26 protein-coding genes and 1 pseudogene are annotated in these 21,320 nt (G+C 72.3%); 12 read left to right on the forward strand and 15 right to left on the reverse strand.

The window, feature by feature from the left end:
- A pseudogene (locus IEZ00_RS36075) lies at window positions 1–90 on the reverse strand (aldose epimerase); the annotation flags it as partial.
- 56 nt (window positions 91–146) lie between these two features.
- Between IEZ00_RS36075 and IEZ00_RS00705 the strand changes: the two are divergent.
- The gene (locus tag IEZ00_RS00705; RefSeq protein WP_189221062.1) at window positions 147–716 is read left to right on the forward strand and encodes a TetR/AcrR family transcriptional regulator; all 570 of its coding nucleotides are present in this window, start codon (window positions 147–149) and stop codon (window positions 714–716) included.
- Complete coding sequence (locus IEZ00_RS00710) at window positions 713–1,528, forward strand: MBL fold metallo-hydrolase (protein ID WP_189221063.1); 816 nt, start codon at window positions 713–715, stop codon at window positions 1,526–1,528. Before IEZ00_RS00705 ends, IEZ00_RS00710 begins: the two co-directional genes overlap by 4 nt.
- Before the next feature lies 1 nt (window position 1,529).
- On the opposite strand, the gene IEZ00_RS00715 is transcribed toward IEZ00_RS00710, so the two are convergent.
- Window positions 1,530–2,912 carry an APC family permease gene (locus IEZ00_RS00715; protein WP_189221064.1) on the reverse strand — a complete coding sequence of 461 codons (1,383 nt, stop codon included), beginning with the start codon at window positions 2,910–2,912 and terminating at the stop codon, window positions 1,530–1,532.
- 70 nt (window positions 2,913–2,982) lie between these two features.
- Window positions 2,983–3,222, reverse strand: a complete 240-nt coding sequence (locus IEZ00_RS00720) for a hypothetical protein (RefSeq protein ID WP_189221065.1) — start codon at window positions 3,220–3,222, stop codon at window positions 2,983–2,985.
- A gap of 94 nt (window positions 3,223–3,316) precedes the next feature.
- Between IEZ00_RS00720 and IEZ00_RS00725 the strand changes: the two genes are divergently transcribed.
- The 3 genes from IEZ00_RS00725 to IEZ00_RS00735 all read left to right on the forward strand — a co-directional run bounded on the left by IEZ00_RS00725 (window position 3,317) and on the right by IEZ00_RS00735 (window position 5,839).
- Window positions 3,317–4,156 carry a helix-turn-helix domain-containing protein gene (locus tag IEZ00_RS00725; RefSeq protein ID WP_268248641.1) on the forward strand — a complete coding sequence of 280 codons (840 nt, stop codon included), beginning with the start codon at window positions 3,317–3,319 and terminating at the stop codon, window positions 4,154–4,156.
- A 12-nt stretch (window positions 4,157–4,168) separates the two neighbouring features.
- Window positions 4,169–4,378: a DUF397 domain-containing protein gene (locus IEZ00_RS00730; RefSeq protein ID WP_189221067.1), complete on the forward strand. Its 210-nt coding sequence runs from the start codon at window positions 4,169–4,171 to the stop codon at window positions 4,376–4,378.
- A 705-nt stretch (window positions 4,379–5,083) separates the two neighbouring features.
- The gene (locus tag IEZ00_RS00735) at window positions 5,084–5,839 is read left to right on the forward strand and encodes a hypothetical protein (RefSeq protein WP_189221068.1); all 756 of its coding nucleotides are present in this window, start codon (window positions 5,084–5,086) and stop codon (window positions 5,837–5,839) included.
- Window positions 5,840–5,846: 7 nt separating this feature from the next.
- Here IEZ00_RS00735 and IEZ00_RS00740 read toward each other — a convergent pair whose 3' ends face one another.
- Entirely contained in the window at window positions 5,847–7,106 is a 1,260-nt protein-coding gene (locus tag IEZ00_RS00740; protein WP_189221069.1) for an MFS transporter, read from the reverse strand.
- 72 nt (window positions 7,107–7,178) lie between these two features.
- On the opposite strand from IEZ00_RS00740, the gene IEZ00_RS00745 reads away from it, so the two are divergent.
- Window positions 7,179–8,780: a polysaccharide lyase family 8 super-sandwich domain-containing protein gene (locus IEZ00_RS00745; protein WP_189221070.1), complete on the forward strand. Its 1,602-nt coding sequence runs from the start codon at window positions 7,179–7,181 to the stop codon at window positions 8,778–8,780.
- Window positions 8,781–8,830: 50 nt separating this feature from the next.
- Here IEZ00_RS00745 and IEZ00_RS00750 read toward each other — a convergent pair whose 3' ends face one another.
- A complete protein-coding gene (locus IEZ00_RS00750) occupies window positions 8,831–9,631 on the reverse strand; it encodes an SDR family NAD(P)-dependent oxidoreductase (protein WP_189221071.1) in 801 nt (266 codons plus the stop codon).
- A gap of 62 nt (window positions 9,632–9,693) precedes the next feature.
- Between IEZ00_RS00750 and IEZ00_RS00755 the strand changes: the two genes are divergently transcribed.
- Window positions 9,694–10,284, forward strand: a complete 591-nt coding sequence (locus IEZ00_RS00755; RefSeq protein ID WP_189221072.1) for a TetR family transcriptional regulator — start codon at window positions 9,694–9,696, stop codon at window positions 10,282–10,284.
- A gap of 54 nt (window positions 10,285–10,338) precedes the next feature.
- Here the strand turns inward: IEZ00_RS00755 and pdxH are convergent, their stop codons facing one another.
- Together pdxH and IEZ00_RS00765 are read right to left on the reverse strand one after the other, a co-directional pair.
- Window positions 10,339–10,995, reverse strand: a complete 657-nt coding sequence (pdxH, locus tag IEZ00_RS00760; protein WP_189221073.1) for a pyridoxamine 5'-phosphate oxidase — start codon at window positions 10,993–10,995, stop codon at window positions 10,339–10,341.
- Window positions 10,996–11,137: 142 nt separating this feature from the next.
- Window positions 11,138–11,884: an urease accessory protein UreD gene (locus tag IEZ00_RS00765; RefSeq protein WP_189221074.1), complete on the reverse strand. Its 747-nt coding sequence runs from the start codon at window positions 11,882–11,884 to the stop codon at window positions 11,138–11,140.
- 77 nt (window positions 11,885–11,961) lie between these two features.
- Between IEZ00_RS00765 and IEZ00_RS00770 the strand changes: the two genes are divergently transcribed.
- Complete coding sequence (locus IEZ00_RS00770) at window positions 11,962–12,498, forward strand: DUF4232 domain-containing protein (RefSeq protein ID WP_189221075.1); 537 nt, start codon at window positions 11,962–11,964, stop codon at window positions 12,496–12,498.
- On the opposite strand, the gene ureG is transcribed toward IEZ00_RS00770, so the two are convergent.
- From ureG to IEZ00_RS00805, 7 genes are all read right to left on the reverse strand, one after another.
- On the reverse strand, window positions 12,468–13,163 hold the full coding sequence (gene ureG, locus IEZ00_RS00775) for an urease accessory protein UreG (RefSeq protein ID WP_189221706.1): 696 nt from the start codon (window positions 13,161–13,163) through the stop codon (window positions 12,468–12,470). The two genes, IEZ00_RS00770 and ureG, sit on opposite strands and share 31 nt — an antisense overlap.
- A 4-nt stretch (window positions 13,164–13,167) precedes the next feature.
- The gene (locus IEZ00_RS00780; RefSeq protein WP_189221707.1) at window positions 13,168–13,821 is read right to left on the reverse strand and encodes an urease accessory protein UreF; all 654 of its coding nucleotides are present in this window, start codon (window positions 13,819–13,821) and stop codon (window positions 13,168–13,170) included.
- 44 nt (window positions 13,822–13,865) lie between these two features.
- Entirely contained in the window at window positions 13,866–15,575 is a 1,710-nt protein-coding gene (locus IEZ00_RS00785) for an urease subunit alpha (protein ID WP_189221076.1), read from the reverse strand.
- A complete protein-coding gene (locus IEZ00_RS00790; protein ID WP_189221708.1) occupies window positions 15,572–15,883 on the reverse strand; it encodes an urease subunit beta in 312 nt (103 codons plus the stop codon). Before IEZ00_RS00790 ends, IEZ00_RS00785 begins: the two co-directional genes overlap by 4 nt.
- Window positions 15,884–15,938: 55 nt before the next feature.
- Window positions 15,939–16,241 carry an urease subunit gamma gene (locus IEZ00_RS00795; protein ID WP_189221077.1) on the reverse strand — a complete coding sequence of 101 codons (303 nt, stop codon included), beginning with the start codon at window positions 16,239–16,241 and terminating at the stop codon, window positions 15,939–15,941.
- Window positions 16,242–16,329: 88 nt separating this feature from the next.
- Complete coding sequence (locus IEZ00_RS00800) at window positions 16,330–16,818, reverse strand: nitroreductase/quinone reductase family protein (protein ID WP_189221078.1); 489 nt, start codon at window positions 16,816–16,818, stop codon at window positions 16,330–16,332.
- Window positions 16,815–17,594: a glucose 1-dehydrogenase gene (locus IEZ00_RS00805; protein WP_189221079.1), complete on the reverse strand. Its 780-nt coding sequence runs from the start codon at window positions 17,592–17,594 to the stop codon at window positions 16,815–16,817. Before IEZ00_RS00805 ends, IEZ00_RS00800 begins: the two co-directional genes overlap by 4 nt.
- A gap of 145 nt (window positions 17,595–17,739) precedes the next feature.
- Between IEZ00_RS00805 and IEZ00_RS00810 the strand changes: the two genes are divergently transcribed.
- On the forward strand, window positions 17,740–18,384 hold the full coding sequence (locus IEZ00_RS00810; RefSeq protein ID WP_189221080.1) for a TetR/AcrR family transcriptional regulator: 645 nt from the start codon (window positions 17,740–17,742) through the stop codon (window positions 18,382–18,384).
- A 104-nt stretch (window positions 18,385–18,488) separates the two neighbouring features.
- On the opposite strand, the gene IEZ00_RS00815 is transcribed toward IEZ00_RS00810, so the two are convergent.
- Window positions 18,489–18,983: an RICIN domain-containing protein gene (locus IEZ00_RS00815; RefSeq protein WP_189221081.1), complete on the reverse strand. Its 495-nt coding sequence runs from the start codon at window positions 18,981–18,983 to the stop codon at window positions 18,489–18,491.
- Between the two features lie 177 nt (window positions 18,984–19,160).
- Between IEZ00_RS00815 and IEZ00_RS00820 the strand changes: the two genes are divergently transcribed.
- The 3 genes from IEZ00_RS00820 (at window position 19,161) to IEZ00_RS00830 (ending at window position 21,315) form a co-directional block, all read left to right on the forward strand.
- Window positions 19,161–19,439: a helix-turn-helix domain-containing protein gene (locus tag IEZ00_RS00820; protein ID WP_189221082.1), complete on the forward strand. Its 279-nt coding sequence runs from the start codon at window positions 19,161–19,163 to the stop codon at window positions 19,437–19,439.
- A 179-nt stretch (window positions 19,440–19,618) separates the two neighbouring features.
- Window positions 19,619–20,050, forward strand: coding sequence for a DUF5980 family protein (locus IEZ00_RS00825; RefSeq protein WP_189221083.1), 432 nt, complete (start codon window positions 19,619–19,621; stop codon window positions 20,048–20,050).
- Between the two features lie 146 nt (window positions 20,051–20,196).
- Window positions 20,197–21,315, forward strand: a complete 1,119-nt coding sequence (locus IEZ00_RS00830; protein ID WP_189221084.1) for a citrate synthase 2 — start codon at window positions 20,197–20,199, stop codon at window positions 21,313–21,315.
- The last annotated feature ends 5 nt before the right edge of the window (window positions 21,316–21,320 follow it).

A 21,320-nucleotide genomic window follows, 5' to 3' on the forward strand; every position in this document is an offset into this window, starting at 1 on the left:
GTAGGGCACTCCGGCCACTTCGTAGGACTTCAATCCGGCGCCATCGGGCGTGATGACGGCGCGCGCGGCGCCGCGGGCGATCTCCAGCATGGGTCAGCAGCCTACGGCCCCCACTTGCTCAGTAGACCAGTCTGTATAGTGATCTCGTGGCTCGCCGTAACGACACTCGCGATCGGGTGGTGCGCACCGCCGCCGCCCTGTTCCGGTCGCAGGGCTACCACGCGACCGGCCTGAACCAGGTGCTCGCCGAGGGCGGCGCCCCCAAGGGCTCGCTGTACTTCCACTTCCCCGGCGGCAAGGAGCAGCTGGCCGCCGAGGCGGTGGCGCACGCGGGCCAGGAGCTGGGCGACGCGCTCAGGGAGGTGCTGGCGCGGCAGGAGGACCCGGTCGAGGCGCTGCGCTCGGCGCTGTGGCTGCTCAGCGAGGGTCTGGTGGCCTCGGACTTCCGCGACGGCTGCCCGGTGGCCACGGTCGCGCTCGACGCCGCCGCCCAGAGCGAGACGATCCGCCGCGCGTGCGCGGGCGTCTACGACGGCTGGCGGTCCGCCATCGCCGAGCACCTGCGCACCCGGTTCCCCGACGCGGACGAGCTGGCCACCGTGGTCCTCGCCGCCATCGAAGGCGCGCTGCTGCTGGCCCGCACGCGCCGCGACCTGTCCCCCGTCGACGCCGTGGCCGCCCGGCTCGGCGCCCTGCTCGGAAAGGCGACGCCATGAAGGCGCACCACCTCAACTGCGGCACCATGCGACCGTTCGGCGGCAGGCTGGTCAGCGGGCGCGGCTCCGCGTTCGCCACGGCCGAGCTGGTCTGCCACTGCCTGCTGCTGGAGACCGACGACGGGCTCGTGCTGGTCGACACCGGCATCGGCCTGGAGGACATCCGCGACCCGTCGCCGACGCTGCCCTGGTACTGGCGGGCGGTGGCCCGCCCTTCGCTGGACGAGTCGGAAACCGCCCTGCGGCAGGTGGAGCGGCTCGGGTTCCGCGCCGAGGACGTGCGGCACGTCGTCCTGACGCACATGGACCTCGACCACGCGGGCGGCCTGCGCGACTTCCCGCACGCGGAGGTGCACGTGCTGCGGGAGGAGCTGGACGGCCTCCTCGAACCGGCTTCGAAGGCGCGCTACCCGCTGGGCCAGCGGGCGCACGGCCCGAAGTGGCGGCCGTACGAGCCGACCGGCGAGCGGTGGTTCGGCTTCGACGGGGTGCGCGAGTTCCGCCCGGACGTGCTGCTGGTGCCCCTCATCGGGCACACCCGAGGGCACACCGGCGTCGCGGTGCGCACCGGCGGGAAGTGGTTGCTGCACGCGGGCGACAGCTACTTCTTCCACGGCCAGCTGGAGGAGCGGCCGAGCTGCCCGCCCGGCTTGGCCTTGCTGGAGAAGGGCATGGAGACGGTGCGCGATCTGCGACTGTCCAATTTGGAGCGACTGCGGGAACTGGTCCGCGACCACCGGTCCGAGGTGGACGTCTTCAGCGCCCACGACCCGGTGGAGCTGGCCAGGCACCAGCTCCACCGGACGCGGTGACCTACTTGGCCAGCTTCTGCGCGTCGAACTCGGTCTTGCCGTGCACCACCCGGTTGATGCCCCACAGCACCACACCGGCGCCCAGCAGGTAGAGCGCGATCTTGTAGTCGTCGGCGGGCCTGCCCGACAGCGGGCTGGCCAGGTAGGCGCAGGACAGCGCGCCGAGCACCGGCACCCAGGTCGGCGCGCGGAAGTGCTCGTGGTCGGCCTTCTCCTTGCGCAGCACCAGGACCGCGATGTTGACGATGGTGAACACGATCAGCAGCAGCAGCGCGGTGGTGCCGCCCAGCTTCGCGATGTCGGTGGTCATCACCAGGATGATCGCCACACCGCTGGTGAAGATGATGGAGATCCACGGCGTGCGGCGGAACGGGTGCACCACGCCGAAGGCCCTCGGGATGATGCGCTCGTTGGCCATGCCGTAGACCAGCCTGCTGGCCATCAGCATGTTGATCAGCGCCGAGTTGATCACCGCGAACAGGCCGATCAGCGAGAACACCCACAGCGGGAAGGACGGCGCGCCGACCTTGACCACTTCCAGCAGCGCGCTGCTGCCCGCCTTGGCCAGCCGGTCGGCCGGGATCAGCAGCGAGGAGGTGATGGCGACCAGCACGTAGATGGTGGCCGCCACCACCATCCCCCACAGCATCGCGCGCGGGAAGATCTTCACCGGGTCGCGGCACTCCTCGGCCATGTTCACCGAGTCCTCGAAGCCGACCATGGCGAAGAACGCCAGCGCGGTGGCCGAGGTGACGGCCACCAGCGCGGACTGCCCCGGCGCCGGGTCGACCTGGGTGAGCCTGCCGGGGTCGCCGTCGCCGACCGCCACCGCGTACACGCCGATCGCGATGACGATCACCAGGCCGGACAGCTCGATGCAGGTCAGCACCACGTTGGCCTTGACCGACTCGGACACGCCGCGGAAGTTGACCGCGCCCAGCCCGATGATGAACAGCACCGCCACCAGCGTGGCGGAGATGGTGAACGTGTCGGAGAAGAACTCCTTGACCACCGACTGCAGGTAGGTGCGCCCGAACGCCAGCGCGGCGGACGAGGCCGAGGTGATGCCCGAGCTCATCACCGCGAACGCCACCATGAACGTCAGGAACTGGATCTTGAACGCCCGGTTGGTGTAGAGCGCCGCGCCCGCCGCCCTGGGGTACTTGCCGACGAGTTCGAGGTAGCTGAACGCGGTCAGGAACGCGACCGCGAACGCGATCAGGAACGGCAGCCACAGCGCCCCGCCGACCTTGCCCGCGACGTTGCCGGTGAGGGCGTACACGCCGGTGCCGAGGATGTCACCGACCACGAAGAACAGCAGCAGCTTCGGACCGATGGCCCGTTTCAGTTCCGGCTGCGCCGGTGCGCCAGTCGCTTCCGCCATGCCGTGGGAGTGTGCCGGATCACAAGGGGTCGTGGACAGCGGATCGGGGGTGTTTGGGCAAAGCTTGAGGTTACGACTCCACGGCGGCCCGCAGATCGGTCTCGGCGCGCTCGATCGCCTCGTCCAGGACCGCCCGGAACTCGGCGATCTGCGACTTCTCCAAGTGGACGCAGTCGAGGTGCTCGGGCGGGTGGATCTCCACCGCGCCGCGCGAGACGTTCACGGAGAACACCTCGTCCTCCTCTCCCTCGCAGCGCAGCAGCCACTCCCGCTTGGGCCTCTTGGTCCTGATGATCGGTTCATCGTTCATGGGCACAGCGTGCAGCGCTGCATACCGGCCAGCAATTACACCTTAGTGTGAACGGACTGGCTGTTTTGTTTGCGGCGACCATACTGTTGCCGCCATGGCACGCCGTTCCGGACGTTCGGTCCGATCTCGCCGACTCGCCCACGTCCTCCGCAGATTGCGCACCGCCACCGGTCTCAGCACCGATGCCGCCGGTGAGGCGGTGGGCATGTCCGGCAGCAAGATAAGCCGCATCGAGACCTCCGAAATCGGCATCTACCTCGACGACCTCGAAAAGCTGCTGGACTTCTACGAAGTCGACCGCGCGCAGCGGGTGGAACTGCTCGACCTGGCGCGCAACGCCGAACAGCGCAACCTGCTGCGAATGCACAACTCCAACCTGCCCGAGGACTGGCAGACCTGGGCCGACTTCGAGGACGAGGCAGGCTCCCTGCTCTTCTACGAGCCGTTGATGATCCCTGGTCTTCTCCAGACGCCCGAATACGCGAGGGCAATCATCCACGCGACCGGCCACGACCTCACCGAGGAGCGGATCGACGCCTTGGTCTCAAGCAGGATGGGCCGCCAAGGCCTGCTCACCCGGAGCAACCCGCTCAAGCTCGAAGCGATCGTCGAACAAGGCGTCTTCGAACGCCCCTTCGGCGAGCCGGGGGCCCACGCTCGACAGCTCCGCCACATCGCCGACATGTCCGAACGGCCCAACGTGACAGTTCGGGTGCTCCCCTCCGGGGCCGGACTGCACGCCGGGTTGAACGGCGCGTTCGTGATTCTGGAGTACGACGAGGAGCCGAGCCTCGTGCTGCTGGAGAACAAGATCGCAAGCCTCTTCCTCGACGAGCCGGAGCAGATCGAGGTCTACGAGGCGGTCTGGTCGGAACTGCGCAAGTTGGCGCACGAGCCAGGGGAAACAGCGGAGTTGCTCCGGCAGTTCGCGTGAAACCATGGGGGCATGACCCTGTGGCGCAAGAGTTCCCACAGCGCGAGCAGCGCGAACTGCGTCGAGGTCGCGTGGCGCAAGAGTTCTCACAGCAACAGCACCGCCAACTGCGTGGAGGTGGCGTTCGGCGGGCGGCGGGTGCTGGCCCGCGACTCCAAGAACCCCGCCCCCACCCTGGAGTTCCCCGAGTCCGCCTGGCGCCGCTTCCTGCACACCCCCTGACGCCTGCAAGTACTACCCGTGCGGTTCGCGGGGGCCGGTAACTACTACCCGGCGCGCCTTGAGCCGGGTAGTAGTTACCGGCCCTTTGGCGGGGGTCGGGTAGTACTTGCAGGCGCGGGCGGGGCGGAAGAATGCACCGATCTGGTGAACCGGATGTCCCACGCGGGCGAGCGGGGCGTGGTTAGTCTGGGGGAAATCCCGACTACCGACCGGAAGCGCGGATGGCGAAGATTCGATCATTCCTGTTGATCGGCGGACTCGCGTTGCACGGTGTCCTTGCCGGTTGCGACCGGGCGGAGGAACCGCACGGCGAGACCATCCCCGGCGTTCGGGAATACCCCACTTCCGCGCAGGCCCCGTCCACTCCGGGCACCACGGCGAAACCGCCGGTCAGCACGTCGCACACACCACCGGCGGTGCGGACCGGGGGCGTGCTCCCGCCGGTCGCGCCTGCGCGGACCGACCAGCGGACCGGCCAGCACGCTCCCGCGCCGGAATCCGCGCCCGAACCAGCGCGGGAACCGGCCCCGGCGGCGCCGACGCGGGAAGTCCCGTCCTCGGCGCAGGAACAGGAATTCACGTCGACCCCCGATGCCCCGACAAACACGAATTCTGCTCCGGAAACCACCACGCCGACGGGTGATATCCCCGGCGGCCCCTACACCCCGGAGTGAACCGGACCACGCGCGCACCGCGCTGGAACTGGTGGGGCTGGTCGCCGCGCCGCTCACCGCGCTCACCTCGGTGGTGCTGTACTTCGGCTGGAACCGGCAGACCGCCATCTACGGCTACTTCGGCCTGGACCAGGCGGCGCTGAAGTTCAGCGTGCAGGACTACCTGCTGCGCGGGGTCGGGGTGGTGTTCCGGCCGCTGGCCTTCCTGCTGTGCGGCCTGGTGCTCCTGCTGCTGGTCAACCGCTGGGCGGCGCGGTTCACCCCGCCCGGCCCCCTGGTCCCCGCGCTGCGCGCCGTGCTGGCGCTGGGCCTGGCGGTGTGCGCGGGCGCGGCGCTGGCGGGCCGCTTCGAGCCGCTGCTCGGGGCGCTCGCGCTGGCCGCCGCCGCGGTGCTCGGCGGTCCCCTGCTGCACCGGGACCGGCGGGCGTTCGCCTGCCGCGCGGTGGTGGGGGCGGTGGTCGCGTTCGCGGTGTTCTGGGCGACCACGGTGCACGCGACGCGCAGCGGGCTGGCGCTGGCCGCGCACGTCGACCGCCACCCGGCCAGCAGGCCCGCCCTGGTCGTGCACAGCGCCGCGAAGCTGGACCTGCCCGCGCCGCTGGTCGCCGAGACCCGCCTGGTGGACCCGGACGGGAAGGTGTCCTACCGGTACACCGGGCTGCGGCTGTTCGCCTACGCGGGCGACCGGTGGGTGGTGATCGTGGGCCGTGAGCCGGGGCGGCGCAAGCTGACCATCACCACGCTCAGGGACAACGACTCGATCCGGGTGGACGTGGTGAACGGGTGAGCCGGGGTCAGCTCGCCACGCGCTCGGGCGTGAACCGGTAGCGCCAGATCGCCGGGATGGCCAGCACGGCCAGACCGGTGGCCAGCACGACCAGCGCGCCGCCCACGGCGGTGGCTACTCCGGGTCCGACGAGCGCGCCGGTGGTGCCGTGCAGCAGGTCCGCCAGGCGCGGGCCGCCCGCGACGACGACGATGAACACGCCCTGCATCCGGCCGCGCATGTCGTCGCTGGCTGCGGTCTGCAGGATCGCGCTGCGGAACACCATGCTGATCATGTCCGCCGCGCCGCCGACGGCCAGGAAGACCACCGCGAGCCACAGGGCGTGCGAGAACCCGAACCCGATCACCGCCACGCCCCAGGCGACGACGGCCAGCACCACGCCCACGCCGTGCCGCGCCACCCGCGAGGTCCACCCGGACACCAACCCGCACAGCAGCGCGCCCAGCGGGATGGCGGCGAACAGCCAGCCCAGCGCCAGGCCGCCGCCCGGCGGGTCGCCGAAGGTCTTCTCGGCCATCTCCGGGAACAGCGCGCGCGGCATCCCGAAGACCATCGCGATGATGTCGAGCAGGAACGAGGCCAGCAGGACCCGTTGCAGGGCCAGGTAGCGGAAGCCGTCGAGCACGTCCTTCAGGCCCGCCCGCCGGGAGGGCGCGTTGAGCGGGGGCAGCGGCGGCAGCCGCCACACCGACCAGATGGTCGCGGTCAGCGCGACCGCGTCGACCAGGTAGAGCGTGGGCAGGCCGACCACCGGCATCAGCGCGCCCGCCAGCATCGGGCCGAACACGCCGCCGAACATCATCACCGTGGAGCCCAGCGCGGTGGCGGCGGGCAGCTGCTCGGCGGGCACCAGTCGGGCGATGGAGGCGGTGCGGGCGGGGGAGTTGGCGGCGAAGAACACCTGTTGCAGGCCGAGCAGGACGATCACCAGCCACACCGAGCGCACCGGGAAGGCGGCCTGCAGCCACAGCAGCACCGAGGTGACCGCGATGCCGGTGTTGGTCACCAGCAGCAGCTTGCGGCGGTCCACCACGTCCGCGACCGCGCCGCCGTAGAGGCCGAAGACCAGCAGCGGCACCAGCGCCACGCCCGCGGACACGCCCACCCAGCCGGAGGAGCCGGTGAGGTCGTAGACCTGCTTGGGCACGGCGACGGCGGTGAGCTGGCTGCCGATCGCGGTGACCACGGTGGACAGCCACAGCCGCCGGTAGGCCGGGATCCTCAGGGGGCGGGTGTCGATCGCGACCTTGCCCAGCAGACGCCTCACAACCCGTTAGCGTACGACAACTAACATCTACTTCACCTGAACGTCACGCAGGTCACCAGCACACTGATCACCATGCGCGACCTCGACGTCGTCCGCGAGCGCCTGCGCGCCCACCACCCGCCGAGCCGACCGCCGGGCCCCGACGGCACCTGGCCGGACATCGACTACGCCGACCGCGACGGCGGGCTGTTCCGACCGCTGGAGCACCTGCGCCGCGCGCTGGGCCTGCCCGCCCCGGACCGGCTGCGCGCGCTGGAGGCGTGGCGGCGACTGGCCCCGCGCAGCCACAACCGGTGGTTCAACGAGATCGGCGCGCCCCGGCTGGTCGGCGACGCCCTGCTGGACCTGGACCTGACCCCCGAGCAGCGCGCCACCTGGGGCCGCTGGCTGGCCGCCAGCGCGGGCCCGGTCGAGCCGACCGGGCTGGACCTGGTCCGGGCCCAGGGCGTGGTGCTGCGGCGCGGCCTGGTCGAGGACGCCCCCGAGCTGGTCGCGCGGGCCGTGGACCGGATGTCCGAAGCGCTGCGCCGCACCGGCGGCGAGGGCATCCAGGACGACATGAGCTTCCACCGGCACGGCCCCGTGCCGCACGCAGGCGGCCACGGCCACGCGCTGGCCTGCGAGCTGGCCCTGTGGGTGCACGCGGTGCACGGCACGCCGTGGGCGTTCGGCCCGCGCGAGGTGCGGCGGCTGGTCGACTTCCTGCTCGACGGGCAGCAGTGGGCGGTGCACGGCGGCGGCTTCGACTTCACCGTGATGGGTGACGACGTGGGCCGCGCCGAGGCCCACCGCGCCACCGCGGACCTGCGCACCACTGTGCTGCGGCTGCTGGAGGCCGACGCGCCCCGGCACGGCGAGCTGGTGGCGTTCGACGACCGGTTGGCCGGGCGCGGGGCGCCGCTGGTGGGCACCCGCTACTACCCGCGCTCGGGCTACCTGGTGCACCGCCGCCCCGGCTGGTCGGTGTCGGTGCGCATGTCGTCGCCGCGCACCGCGACCTCCGACACCGCGACCTCCGGCGGCGCGAGCGGCGGGAACCCGCGCGGCAGGCACCTGGCCGACGGGGTGGCCGCGGTCCGCGTCGGCGACCAGGCCGAGGACGGCTACCGGGCGGTGCTGCCGGTGTGGGACTGGGCGCGGCTGCCCGGCGTGACCGCGGAGCTGGGCCGGAGCCTGACCCCCCGCCCCGCCGGGGCGCGCGGCGCGGGCGAGGCCACGGGCTGGAGCGACGGCAGGCACGGCGTGGCGGCGCTGCGCCTGGCGGGCGTGGACGGGTTCACCGAGGGCTGGAAGGCGTGGTTCTGCTTCGACGACGTGGTGGTCGCGCTGGGCGCGGGCATCACCGCGCCGGACGCCCGCAACCCCGTGGTGACCACCATCGACCAGCGGTTGGCCGACCACGGCGGGATCGTCTACCTGCCGCTGTCGCCGGGGCACTTCTCCGGCGTGGAGCAGCGCACCGGCAGCTGGCGGGACATCGGCGGCACCGGTTCGCCCCGGCTGCTGGAGGCCGACGTGTTCACCATCGGGTTCGACCACGGCCCCGGCCCGCGCGACGCCTCCTACGCCTGCGCCATCGTGCCCGGCCCGCACCTGCCGGAGGTGGAGGTGCTGGCCAACACGGTGGCGCGGCAGGCCGTGCGGTGCGGCGGGGTGGTGCTGGAGCGGCCATGACACGCCGGGGTCGAGGCCGCCTCCGGGCAGACCCGGCGCTCGGCGACCGGTCAGTTCGCCCGCGCGGTGATGGCGCCCATCATCGTCACGGCGCGGCGGCGGGAGAAGAAGCGGGCGGAGTGCGACAGCAGGGCGTTGAGCCTGCCGGAGACCGCGCTGGGCGGCGGGTTGCGGCGGTCCAGCGCCTTCATGGCGGTGGCCACGACCTGCTGCGGGGTCTGCCGCCCCTGGCCGCGGTCCACCTCCTGCGAGCCGAGGACGTCGAAGAACTCGGTGCTGGTCGCGCCGGGTGAGAGCGTCAGCACGCGCAGCCCGGTGCCCAGGGACTCGTACCACAGCGCCTCGGTGAAGCTGAGCACGAACGCCTTGGTCGCCGCGTAGACGGCCATGTTGGGCGCGGGCTGGTAGGCGCCGATGCTGGCGACGTTGACCAGCACGCCGGTGCCCGCGTCGCGCAGCCGTTCGATGAACGCCCGGCTGGTGTCGACCAGGTTGGCGACGTTGACGTTGATCTCCTCGGTCAGCCGCCGCGGGTCCTCCCGGTGGAAGGGGCCGTGGGTGCCGAAGCCCGCGTTGTTGATCAGGCTGGTGACCTCCAGGCCGCGGTGGTCGACCTGCTCGGCGAGCGCGCGCCCGGCCGCCGGGCGGCTCAGGTCCAGCGGCAGCGCGGTGACCCGGACGCCGTGCGCGGCGGTCAGCTCGGCGGCCAGCGCTTCGAGGCGGTCCGCGCGGCGGGCCACGAGCACGAGGTGCGAGCCGCGCCGGGCCAGCTCGCGCGCGAACGCGACGCCGATGCCCGCGCTGGCGCCGGTCACGAGGGTGGTCTGACCGCGGTAGTCAACAGGTGTCATGCGTGCACTATAGGCCACTTCTGACACTGAGTGCCACAACGGCGGGTGCTTAAGCTGGGGCCATGGACGCGAGCAGGCCCGGACTGCGGGAGCGGACCCGGCGGATGATGCGGGCCGAGATCGGCTCGGTGGCCGAGCGGCTGTTCCTCGACCAGGGCTTCGACGCCACGACGATGGACCAGGTCGCCGCCGAGGCCGGCATCTCCCGCCGGACGCTGTTCCGCTACTTCGACACCAAGGAGGACATCGTCCTGGACGGGCTGGTGGAGCGGGGCCACGTGCTCAAGGAGGCCCTGGAGTCCCGGCCCGCCGACGAGCCGCCCTGGCAGGCCCTGCGCGCCGCCTTCCTCGCGCAGCGGGACGACCCGCGCAACGCTCCCGAATCGCTGGCCAAGATGTCGAAGATGCTGGAGACGCCGTCGCTGCGCGCCCGCATGGTGGAGAAGCAGCGGCAGTGGGTGGCGCTGCTGGCGCCCGAGGTCCAGCGGCGCCTGGGCGCGCCGCCCGGTCCGCAGCCGGACCCGCGCGCCGAGGCCCTCGTGCTCTGCGCGCTGGTCTGCCTGGACGTCGCGGTGGAGACGTGGGTGCGGGCCGGCGGCGAAGGCGACGTGGCGCGGATCTACGACGAGGTGGCCGCCGCGGTCCGGGGGTGAGACGGCGGAAGGCCCCGCCGAGGCGGGGCCTTCCGGACGACAGACTCGCGAGGCTCACGGCGCGATGCGCTTGACCTCCCAGCCGTCGCGGCCGAGGGTGAAGCGCAACCGGTCGTGCATCCGGTCGCGCCGCCCCTGCCAGAACTCGACCTCCTCGGGCCGGATGCGCCAGCCGCCCCAGTGCGGCGGCACGGGTACCTGGTCGGCGTCGGCGAACTGCCGCTCGATCTTGTGCAGCGCGCTCTCCAAAGTGGACCGCCCGGACACCACGCGCGACTGCGGCGAGGCCCACGCGCCCAGCTGCGAGCCGCGCGGGCGGCTGGCCCAGTAGGCGGCCGTCTCGGCGGGGCCGACCTTCTCCACGGTGCCGCGCACGTGCGCCTGCCGCTGCATGGCGAACCACGGGAACGTGGCCGAGGCGTAGCGGGTGGCCATCAGGTCGTGGCTCTTGGCCGAGGTGTAGTTGGTGAAGAACACCAGGCCGCGCTCGTCCAGGCCCTTGGCCAGCACGGTCCGCGAGGACGGGCGGCCCTGCGGGTCGGCGGTGGCCAGCACCATCGCGTTGGGCTCCGGCAGACCCGCGCCCGTGGCCTGGTCCAGCCACAGCTGCAGCTGCTCGTGCCACGTGCCCGCCAGGTCGGCCTCGGTCAGCGCCCCCTGTTCGTAGGACACGCGCATGGACGGCAGCGCGATGCTCGTCGACTCCGACATCCCGACCTCCCTGGAGTTGGCACTTGTGGCACCACGTGGTCCAGCGACCGTACGGGTTTCCACGCTCGGGGGGAACCGCTCGCGCGGTGAGATGGCTGGTCGGTGGTGTGACTCTGTGCACGGAATCGTGATCGAGATCGAATCAGAACTCACCCGATCCGGGATGGTGTTGTCTTGCCTGGTCCAAGGCGTGGCCGACGGTGACCGCGTCGTCGGCCAGCGCGGTGGCCAGGCTGCCGCCGCGCGCCAGCGGGACCAGCGACCACCACGGCCGCGACACCGGCTCCGCCGGGTCGTGGCCCCAGCACAGGACTTCCGCGCCGAGCACCCGCCGCCCGGCCAGGCAGGCCGGGCTGCTGTCCACTTCGGGCGCTCCCACCGACACCGACTGGCGCAGCAGCGGCCCGCCGCGCCGCACCGACAGCGTGCTGACCAGGTGACCCGGCCGCTCCCCCACCCGCCCCAGGACCAGCACCTCGCGCGCCCGCAGCCGCGCGTCCCCGGCCAACTCGGCCTCGAACACCGCTTCGTGCCGCGCTCGCGCGGTCACCACCGTGGGCTCGGGCAGGTACTGCAGGCTGCCGCCCTCGGCCACCTCCACCCGCACCAGGGCGCGGCTGCCGCCGGGCCGGTGGCCGGGCAGCGCCACGGTCGCCGCCACGCCGCGCAGCACCAGGTGCGCTCCGGGGCCCACGCGCACGGTCAGCGCCAGGTCGTCCCCGCCCAGCGGGGCGGTCGTGGCACTGACCAGGTGCACCAAGGCGTGGTCCGCCCGGCGCAACCGCCCCCGGTGCGGTACCAACTTCAGGGGGACCGCCGACCGCATTTCTCGGACCGACGTACGGCCGTTCGGGTCGCGTTCCACGACCAGGCGGGCGCGGGCCCTCACCAGCGCAACCCTTGTGGACGGCGACACGTCCACTGCGCGGGCGGACTTCCCGCCCCGCACGGCAGGGGGAGAGGGCGATGATGGGTTTGACGGGGATCGGCTCGGTCACCGCGGTGACCGCGGCGCTGCTGGTCGGCGGCGCGACCGGAGCGGACGCGGTGGTGGACGCGGCGGCGGGGGCGGCGGGGGCGGCCACGTGCCGGTCGGTCGGGCTGGACGTCTCCTTCGGGAGGGAGGAGGGCGCGGCGGGCACGGTCTACCGGGAAGTGCTGCTGACCAACCGGGGGGTGCGGCCGTGCGTGCTGCGCGGCTTCCCCGGCGTGTCCTACGTGGACGGCGACGGCGCCCAGATCGGCGGCGCCGCCGAACGGGTGGGTGACCGGGGTCCGCAGCTCACCCTGCGGCACGGCGAGACCGCCGCCTCGGACGTGGGTTTCGCGCAGGTGCGCAACTTCGACCCGGACGTGTGCCAGCCGACGCCGGTGTGGGGCGTGCGGGTCTACCCGCCGGACGAGACCGAGCCGCTGTACCTCGACATGGACCAGCAGCTGGGCTGCGCGGGCGACGCGAGCCGGGTCGGCGCTCACCTGACCGTGGCCAGCGTGCGCAGCTGAGCCCGCACCCACGCGGCCACCTCGGGGGCGTCCGGGGTGGCCACCAGTGACTGGGCGACCACCGGGAGCCCGCCGCGCACCCGGTGGGCATCGGCCGCCATGACGCCGAGGTCGGCGCCCACCAGCGGCGCGAGGTCGGTCTTGTTGATCACCAGCAGGTCGGCGGTGGTCACGCCGGGGCCGCCCTTGCGGGGCACCTTGTCCCCGCCCGCCACGTCGACCACGAAGACCTGCCGGTCCACCAGGCCGCGGCTGAACACCGCGGTCAGGTTGTCCCCGCCGCTCTCCACGATGACCAGCTCCAGGCCGGGGAAGCGGTGCTCCAGCAGCTCCACCGCGTCCAGGTTGGCGGTGATGTCGTCGCGGATCGCGGTGTGCGGGCAGCACCCGGTCCGCACCGCCTCGACCCGCTCGGGGGCCAGCACGCCCGCCTTGCGCAGGAAGTCGGCGTCCTCGGTGGTGTAGATGTCGTTGGTCACCACCGCGAGGTCGATCTCGTCGCCGAGCGCGCGGCACAGCGCGGCGGTCAGCGCGGTCTTGCCGCTGCCGACCGGGCCGCCGATGCCGATGCGCACCGCGCGGCGCCGGTGGCCGCCTTGGTGGTCGTGGTCGTGGTCGTGCGGGTCGTGGCCCGTGTCGGTGGGGTCGAAGTTCACCGGGTGCACGTGGTCAGCTGGCAAAGAGACGCACCTCTTCCCTGTGGTGGCGGTCGTGGGCCTCGGCCAGCAGGTCGAGGGCCGGTGATCCGGGCGCGGGCAGGTCCTCGGGGGCGGTCCGGGCGTGCCGCGCCGCGTCCGCCGCCACCGCGTCGACCTCGCCCGCCAGGCGCGCCAGGACCGCGTTGACGCCGAGCGGGTCCAGGCCGAGCAGGCGGACCGCCGCGCTCGCCGGACCCGTCACCGCCAGGTAGGCCACGACCCGCGCGGCGTCGCGGGGGTCGCGCACGAGCAGGCCCACGATCACCGGGTGGTGCGGCCGGGGTTGCGCGGCCAGCAGCGCGTCCAGCCGCGCGGACGGCCAGGCCCTGCGCGCGGCGCGGGCGACGCCGCCGCCCTGCGCGCGGGAGGCCGCCCGCTGCGCGGGCGAGGGGGTGCGGGCGTCGAACTCGGCGTCCAGCGCCCCGAGGTCGCCGCCCCCGGTGGCCGCCGCGGCGAAGGCCGCCGCCAGCGCGCCCGCCGTGCGCAGCCTGCCCAGCAGGAACGACGCCAGGCTCGGCTCGTCGGTGACCAGCCCCCTGGCGGCGGCCTCCTCCAGCCCGCCGGAGTGCGCGTGGCCGCCGCCGGGGAAGCGGGAGTCGGCCAGCAGCAGCGCGGTGGCGTCCATCGGAGCGGCGTCCATCGGAACAGCGTCCATCACAACAGCGCCCGTCAGAACAGGAAGTAGCGCTGGGCCATGGGCAGTTCCTCGACCGGTTGCGGCTCGACCAGCTCGCCGTCGACGCGCACGGCGAAGCTGTCCGGGTCCACCCGCACCCGCGGCATGGCGTCGTTGAGCACCATGTCCGCCTTGCCCACCGCGCGGGTGTCGCGCACCGGCACCAGCGGGCGGGACAGACGCAGCAGGTCGGCCAGGTCGGCGTCGACCGCCTGCCGCGAGACGAAGTGCACGCTGGTGCGGGCCGCCGCGTGCGCGCCGAACATCGGCCGCGCGAGCACCGGTTGCGGCGTGGGGATGGAGGCGTTGGCGTCCCCCATCGCCGCCCACGCGATGAAGCCGCCCTTGAGCACGACCGACGGTCGCACGCCGAAGAACTTCGGCTCCCACAGCACCAGGTCGGCCAGCTTGCCCACCTCCACCGAGCCGACCTCGTGGTCGATGCCGTGCGCGATGGCCGGGTTGATCGTGTACTTGGCCACGTACCGGCGGGCGCGCAGGTTGCCGGGCAGCTCGCCGCGCCTGCGGTGCATGACGTGCGCGGTCTGCCAGGTGCGGATGACCACCTCGCCCACCCGGCCCATCGCCTGCGCGTCCGAGCTGATCATGGAGATCGCGCCCAGGTCGTGCAGCACGTCCTCGGCGGCGATGGTGGTCGGCCGGATGCGGCTCTCCGCGAAGGCCAGGTCCTCGGGCACCGACGGGTTGAGGTGGTGGCACACCATCAGCATGTCCAGGTGCTCTTCGAGGGTGTTGACGGTGTGCGGGCGGGTCGGGTTGGTCGACGAGGGCAGCACGTTGGGCTCGGACACCACCTGGATGATGTCCGGCGCGTGCCCGCCGCCCGCGCCCTCGGAGTGGTAGGCGTTGATCGAGCGGCCCGCGATGGCGTCCACTGTGGACTCCAGGAAACCGGCCTCGTTCAACGTGTCGGTGTGGATGGCCACCTGCACGCCGGACTCGTCGGCCACGCGCAGCGCCGTGTCGATCGCGGCGGGCGTGCTGCCCCAGTCCTCGTGCAGCTTGAACCCGCCCGCGCCGCCGCGCAGCTGCTCCCACAGCGCTTCCTCGCGGGTGGTGTTGCCCTTGCCCAGCAGCAGCACGTTGACCGGCATGTGGTCCATCGCGGCCAGCATCCGGCCCAGGTTCCACGCGCCCGGCGTGACCGTGGTGGCCTTGGTGCCCTCGGCCGGGCCGGTGCCGCCGCCGATGAGCGTGGTCAGGCCGGAAGCCAGCGCGGTGTCCACGATCTGCGGGCAGATGAAGTGCACGTGGCAGTCGATGCCGCCCGCGGTGAGGATCTTGCCGTTGCCCGAGACGATCTCCGTGGTGGGGCCGATGACCAGCGCCGGGTCCACGCCGTCCATCACGTCAGGGTTGCCCGCCTTGCCGACGGCCACCACGCGCCCGTCGCGCACGCCCACGTCGGCCTTGACCACGCCCCAGTGGTCCAGCACGACCGCGCCGGTGATGACCAGGTCCGGCGCGCCCTCGGCGCGGGTGGCCCGGCCCTGGCCCATCGACTCGCGCACCACCTTGCCGCCGCCGAAGACCACCTCGTCGCCCGCGCCCGCGCCGCGGCAGCGGTCCTCGGTGACCTCGATGGTCAGGTCGGTGTCGGCCAGGCGGATGCGGTCGCCGACCGTGGGGCCGAGCAGCTCGGCGTAGCGCTCGCGGCTGATCGCCGGGTTGGACTCGGTCACCGGTCCAGCTCCCCCGCCCACTCCGGCCGCAGGCCCGGCACCACCCGGTTGCCCGCCAGCGGCACCAGCACCACCTCGCGCTCCACGCCCGGCTCGAACCGCACGGCGGTGCCCGCGGGCACGTCCAGCCGCTTGCCCCACGCGGCCTCGCGGTCGAACGCCAGCGCGGGGTTGGCCGCGGCGAAGTGGTAGTGCGAGCCGACCTGCACCGGCCGGTCGCCCCGGTTGACCACGACCAGCGCGGTGCGCGGCCTGCCGGGGTTGAGCTCCACCGGCTCCCGACCGGGGATGATCTCCCCAGGGATGATCTCCCCTGGAATGATCTGGCCCGGAATGATCCCCTCCGGCCGCACGGGCGCCTCCTCAGGCGATCGGGTCGTGCACGGTCACCAGCTTCGTGCCGTCCGGGAAGGTCGCCTCGACCTGCACGGACTCGATCATCTCCGGCACCCCCGCGAGCACGTGGGCGCGGGTGAGCACGTGCCTGCCGCTCTCCATCAGCTCGCCGACCGAGCGGCCGTCCCGCGCGCCCTCCAGGACGTGGTCGGTGATCAGCGCGACCGCTTCGGGGTAGTTGAGCGCCACCCCGCGCTCCAGCCGCCTGCGCGCGACGTCGGCGGCCACGTGGACCAGGAGCTTGTCGCGCTCGTGCGGCGTCAGGTGCATCTCCGAGGTCTACCACGCGAAACACGCGGTCCGCGTCGGCGAAACGAGCGCTTAACCCGACCTTCAAGCCGCGCGGCGGCCGTTCGGCCTACCGCTCCGGCGACGCCTTCCCGCAGAAGCTGATGCGCATCAGCCTGCTGTCGGCCCAGTCTTCGAGCCGAGTCGGCCGAATGGTGCCGGGGTCGTGGGGCTGGTTGAGATCCGCGACGATCTCCGCCAGCACGGCCTGGCGTTCGGCCGGGTCGGTGACCGGCGTGGCCCGTGCGGGCAGATCCGCGCGAACCCCGTTCTTGAGGTGGAAGGTGAAGTCGGGATTGGCGAGGAGGTTCGCGTGCCAGTCGGTCGCGGCACCGCCCGCGCCGCTGCACAGGTAGGTGGCGCCCGCCGCTCGGTAGAAGAAGATCTCGATGCGGTGCGGCCTGCCGGTGCGGCGCCCCAGCGTCGTGATGTCGATGATCCGTTCCCTGGTGCCTGCGGCGGGGGTGATCTCGACGGCTCGCCGGATGTGGTCGGGCAGGTGGGACAAGGACGTGTCCCGTGCCGGGGCGTTCCACCCGGTCGTGCCTGGAGTGCTCATGCGGCCTCGGTCCGGAGGGCGGGGCCGAGGAGGAGTCCACCGTCGATGACGTACTCCGACCCCGTGATGAACGACGCCTCTGACGACGTGAGGAACAGCAGAAGCCGGGTGACGTCGGTCGGCTCTCCCAGTCGGGGGATGGCGAACGGCTCGGGTGAGTAGAAGTCGGCGATCGCCGCGGTGGCGCCTGCCGCCGGTTCGTGGATGAAGGGAGTCGCGATCACACCGGGGTGGATGGCGTTCACGCGGATGTGGTCGCGGCCGAGTTCGAGCGCTGCCGTCCGGGTGAGACCTCGCACGGCCCACTTGCTGGCGACGTACGGCGCGTAGTGAGCCGTGCCGCCCAGGGCCATCGTCGAGGCGATGTTGACGATGACTCCCCCTGCCGCGCGGCGCAGGGCGGGGACGGCGGCCTTGATGCCGAGGAAGGTCCCGGTGAGGTTGATGTCGAGGACGCGCGACCACGTGGCCTGGTCCGTGTCCTCGATCGTCGCGGGCGGGTTCTGCACGCCCGCGTTGTTGACGAGCACGTTCAGGGCCCCGAAGGCGCTCTCGGTGGCCAGCACAGCGGCGGACCACGAGCTCTCGTCGATGACGTCGAGGTGGGTGAAGCGGGCGCGGGGCCCGAGCTCGTCGGCGAGAGCGGCGCCGCGTTCGGCGTCGATGTCGCCGATCACCACGTTGGCCCCCTCCGCGTGGAAGGCGCGCACGTGGCTCGTTCCCTGGCCACCGGTCCCACCGGTCACGAGCACGGTCTGGTTGTCGAAGCGGGGCATCAGAAGTTCCTTCAATACGTGGATCACCGACCGGGATCACCAGTGGTGAACGGCGGTCAGTGGTGAGTCGATTGACTCACCATGCTTTCGACACTAGGTCGGCGACAGTGGTGAGTCAAGCCACTCACCTCGTATGCTCACCGCCATGAGCAGGGGCGTGACGACGTACCACCAGCGCATCGCCAGGGAGAAGCGCGCGCTGATCGTGACGGCCGCGACCGAGCTGTTCCTCGAGTTGGGCTACGACCGGACGTCGCTGGCGCGGATCGCGGAGCGCTCGGGCGTTTCGCGGGCCACCTTGTTCAAGCAGTTCCCGAGCAAAGCCGCCCTGTTCGACGCCATCGTGACCGAGTCGTGGTCGACCGAGGGCGAGGAGGACCCGCCGCGGCCGGGCAACCTCGTCGAAGGGCTCGGCACCATCGGCCGCCGTTACGCCGAGCTGTTGCGCCGCGCCCAGATGACCGACCTGTTCCGGATCGTCATCGCCGAGCTGCCGCGGTTCCCCGAGCTGGCCCACGCGCAGTTCGCGCACGGGAAGATGCCCTACTTCGAGTCCGTGCGCGGCTACCTCCTGGCCGAGCAGGAGGCGGGAACGGTGCGGGTCGAGGACGTGGACCTCGCGGCCACCCAGTTCCTGGGCATGATCTCCAACTACGTCTTCTGGCCGACACTCCTGGTGCCGGGCTGGGAGGTGAGCGCCGAACGCGCCGCCCAGGTGGTCGACGAGGCCGTGCGCACCATCGCCGCCCGGTACGCCGTGACCGGACCGGGGGCGTCCACCAACGACTGAACCCCGCCACCACAGGAGCCGGTGTCCTGGCAATCCAGGGCCTTCCCGACGCGGCCGTGCGCCGGAACCCGGCGGGGTTCCGGCGCACGGCCCGGTGGCTGTTACTAGTGGCGCCAGCCCTGGTTCGTCCAGCCGTTGCACTCCCACATCTGCACCTTGCTGCCGCTGTGCGTCGGCGTGGCCACGTCCAGGTCCAGGCAGCGGGCGTCGTAGTGGCTGAGGATCCTGCCGTCGTCGTAGATCGTCCACTTCTGGTTGCTCCGGCCGTTGCAGTCCCAGACCTGCACCTTGGTGCCGTTGTGCGTCGGCGTGGCGACATCGGCGTCCAGGCAGCGGCCGTCATGGGTGCTGCGGATGGTGTGGTCGGCCAGGTAGGTCCACTTCTGGTTGTCCCGGCCGTTGCAGTCCCACAACTGCACCTTGGTGCCGTTGTGCGTCGGCGTGGCCACGTCGACGTCCAGGCAGCGGCTGTCGTACAGGCTGTAGATCGGCGAGTTCGGAGTCCGCACGTCGGCCGGTCCGGCCGACGCCGCGCCGGGTGCGGCGAAAATCGCCACGAACACCAGCGCCACCCCGGCGAGCACGTTGAAGAACTTCATCGGAATCCCCCTTGCGATCCCATTCACGGTTGCGGTGGGACGACTTTGACAGCGCACCACTCGCCGTCCCCAGCCCACCGTGAGATATCACCGTGCAATGGTCCCGTAACAGGGCGTGCCCAACCGTCGACTTCATCAGCGGGACGTCCAAGGGGGTGGGCTTTGGCACGCTGGCCGATGCGTGTTCCGGAGGGCGTGTGGCACCGGGACGACGTGGTCGAGGCGCTGGAGAGTCGCGACATATCGCGGTTGCTGGTGCTGATCCGGCGCTACGCCGGGTACAGCCAGACCGACCTGTCGGTGGTCACCGGCATCGCCCAGGGGCGGATCAGCGAGTACATGCGCGGCGTGCGGCAGCCGACGCTGGACACCATCGAGCGCATCGCCACCGGCGTGCGCATGCCGCCCGACTGCAGGTGCAGACTCGGGCTCGCCCCCGCGCGCAGCTGCGGCTGAACCGCCAGTCGAGACGGCGGAGGGGGCCGTTGGACCGCGCGGGTGAAGGGGTTGGGGACATTCCGCCGGGTAATTAAGCGCAATACCGGAGCGGGGCCGTTCCACGGTATGTGCAAATACCCGGAACATTGGTAGACCGAGTGCCGGAGGTCAGCACCCGCACCGAACCGGAGGAAGACATGGGACGAATTCGTCGCGCGACATCCCGGACGCTCGGTCTGACCGCCGCGCTGGCGCTGGTGGGCGCCGCACCGGCGGTGGGCGCTCCCGCGGCGGAGCACCCGTCGAAGTGGGAACTGGTCGACATCGGGCAGCGGACGTGCGTCACGTCCGACTTCGGCCACCCCGGTCAGTACTTCCTGGTCCCGCTGCGCGGGTACTGGGCCACGCCGCTGGAGGTCGGGACGCGGAACCTGCCCCCCGGCTCGTCCCCTCAGCCCACCACGATCGCGCCCGCCGAGCGGCACCACGAGGACCACGTCCTCGAAGGGGTCATGTCGCCGCTGGCGCCCGCCCCGGTCGGCGTCTACACCGCCGAGGTGTGGGCCTCCGACGGCGAGGTCACCCAAGCCGTCCCGATCACCATCACCTTCAAGGAGCGGTGCTACTGACCTGGCGGATCGCCGTTTCCGAACCGGTGTCCGATCGTGACCGACAACACGGGTGAGGGCGATTGCCACGGAGTTCCGGCAGGAGCAGGGTTCATCCAACCCTGGATTTTCCCTGGACTTCGTGGACTCGCTAAGGAGCGCACAACGTGGTGCAGCAGACCGACGACGACGGCTTCCGACCCGGCCTCGAGGGCGTGGTCGCCTTCCGCACCGAGATCGCCGAGCCGGACCGCGACGGCGGTGCGCTGCGCTACCGCGGCGTGGACATCGAGGACCTGGCGGGCAAGGTCACCTTCGGCAACGTGTGGGCGCTGCTGGTCGACGGCCGCTTCGGGTCGGGGCTGCCGCCCGCCGAGCCGTTCCCCATCCCGGTGCACACCGGGGACGTGCGGGTGGACGTGCAGGCCGCGCTCGCCATGGTGGCCCCGATCTGGGGCTACAAGCCGCTGCTGGACATCAGCGACGAGCTGGCCCGCGAGCAGCTGGCCCGCGCGTCGGTGATGGCGCTGTCCTACGCGGCGCAGTCCGCGCGCGGCATCGGGCGGCCCGCCGTGCCGCAGAAGCGGATCGACGAGTGCCGCACCACCACCGAGCGGTTCCTGACCCGGTGGCGCGGCGAGCCGGACCCGGCGCACATCAAGGCGCTGGACGCCTATTGGGTCTCCGCCGCCGAGCACGGCCTCAACGCCTCCACGTTCACCGCGCGGGTGATCGCCTCCACCGGCGCGGACGTGGCGGCGGCCATGTCGGGCGCGATCGGAGCGATGTCCGGCCCGCTGCACGGCGGCGCGCCCGCCCGCGTGCTGCCGATGATCGCGGAGGTGGAGCGGACCGGTGACGCCCGCTCGTTCGTCAAGGGCATCCTCGACCGCGGCGAGCGGCTGATGGGCTTCGGGCACCGCGTCTACCGGGCGGAGGACCCGAGGGCGCGGGTGCTCCGGCGCACCTGCCAGGAGCTGGGCGCGCAGCGCTACGAGGTGGCCTCGGCGCTGGAGCAGGCGGCGCTGGCGGAGCTGCGCGAGCGGCGGCCGGACCGGGCCATCGAGACCAACGTCGAGTTCTGGGCGGCGGTGATCCTGGACTTCGCCGAGGTGCCGCCGCACATGATGCCCGCGATGTTCACCTGCGCGCGGACCGCCGGGTGGGCGGCGCACATCCTGGAGCAGAAGCGCACCGGGCGGCTGGTCCGGCCATCGGCGTCCTACGTCGGCCCCGGCCCGCGCAAGCCGTCCGAGGTCGAGGGCTGGGACGAGATCTCCCACTAGGCCCT

This window comes from Saccharothrix coeruleofusca (genome assembly GCF_014648515.1).
Lineage (GTDB): Bacteria > Actinomycetota > Actinomycetes > Mycobacteriales > Pseudonocardiaceae > Actinosynnema > Actinosynnema coeruleofuscum.

Excerpts from the sequence above, each read along its gene's own strand:
- IEZ00_RS00755 (WP_189221072.1), top strand. The coding sequence starts at position 9,694 with ATGGACGCGAGCAGGCCCGGACTGCGGGAGCGGACCCGGCGGATGATG.
- IEZ00_RS00805 (WP_189221079.1), bottom strand. The coding sequence starts at position 17,594 with ATGCCCCGCTTCGACAACCAGACCGTGCTCGTGACCGGTGGGACCGGT.
- IEZ00_RS00815 (WP_189221081.1), bottom strand. The coding sequence starts at position 18,983 with ATGAAGTTCTTCAACGTGCTCGCCGGGGTGGCGCTGGTGTTCGTGGCG.
- pdxH (WP_189221073.1), bottom strand. The coding sequence starts at position 10,995 with ATGTCGGAGTCGACGAGCATCGCGCTGCCGTCCATGCGCGTGTCCTAC.
- IEZ00_RS00715 (WP_189221064.1), bottom strand. The coding sequence starts at position 2,912 with ATGGCGGAAGCGACTGGCGCACCGGCGCAGCCGGAACTGAAACGGGCC.
- IEZ00_RS00770 (WP_189221075.1), top strand. The coding sequence starts at position 11,962 with ATGATGGGTTTGACGGGGATCGGCTCGGTCACCGCGGTGACCGCGGCG.
- IEZ00_RS00720 (WP_189221065.1), bottom strand. The coding sequence starts at position 3,222 with ATGAACGATGAACCGATCATCAGGACCAAGAGGCCCAAGCGGGAGTGG.
- IEZ00_RS00745 (WP_189221070.1), top strand. The coding sequence starts at position 7,179 with ATGCGCGACCTCGACGTCGTCCGCGAGCGCCTGCGCGCCCACCACCCG.
- IEZ00_RS00825 (WP_189221083.1), top strand. The coding sequence starts at position 19,619 with ATGGGACGAATTCGTCGCGCGACATCCCGGACGCTCGGTCTGACCGCC.
- IEZ00_RS00750 (WP_189221071.1), bottom strand. The coding sequence starts at position 9,631 with ATGACACCTGTTGACTACCGCGGTCAGACCACCCTCGTGACCGGCGCC.
- IEZ00_RS00725 (WP_268248641.1), top strand. The coding sequence starts at position 3,317 with ATGGCACGCCGTTCCGGACGTTCGGTCCGATCTCGCCGACTCGCCCAC.
- IEZ00_RS00800 (WP_189221078.1), bottom strand. The coding sequence starts at position 16,818 with ATGAGCACTCCAGGCACGACCGGGTGGAACGCCCCGGCACGGGACACG.
- IEZ00_RS00820 (WP_189221082.1), top strand. The coding sequence starts at position 19,161 with ATGCGTGTTCCGGAGGGCGTGTGGCACCGGGACGACGTGGTCGAGGCG.
- IEZ00_RS00730 (WP_189221067.1), top strand. The coding sequence starts at position 4,169 with ATGACCCTGTGGCGCAAGAGTTCCCACAGCGCGAGCAGCGCGAACTGC.
- IEZ00_RS00795 (WP_189221077.1), bottom strand. The coding sequence starts at position 16,241 with ATGCACCTGACGCCGCACGAGCGCGACAAGCTCCTGGTCCACGTGGCC.
- IEZ00_RS00710 (WP_189221063.1), top strand. The coding sequence starts at position 713 with ATGAAGGCGCACCACCTCAACTGCGGCACCATGCGACCGTTCGGCGGC.
- IEZ00_RS00780 (WP_189221707.1), bottom strand. The coding sequence starts at position 13,821 with ATGGACGCCACCGCGCTGCTGCTGGCCGACTCCCGCTTCCCCGGCGGC.
- IEZ00_RS00810 (WP_189221080.1), top strand. The coding sequence starts at position 17,740 with ATGAGCAGGGGCGTGACGACGTACCACCAGCGCATCGCCAGGGAGAAG.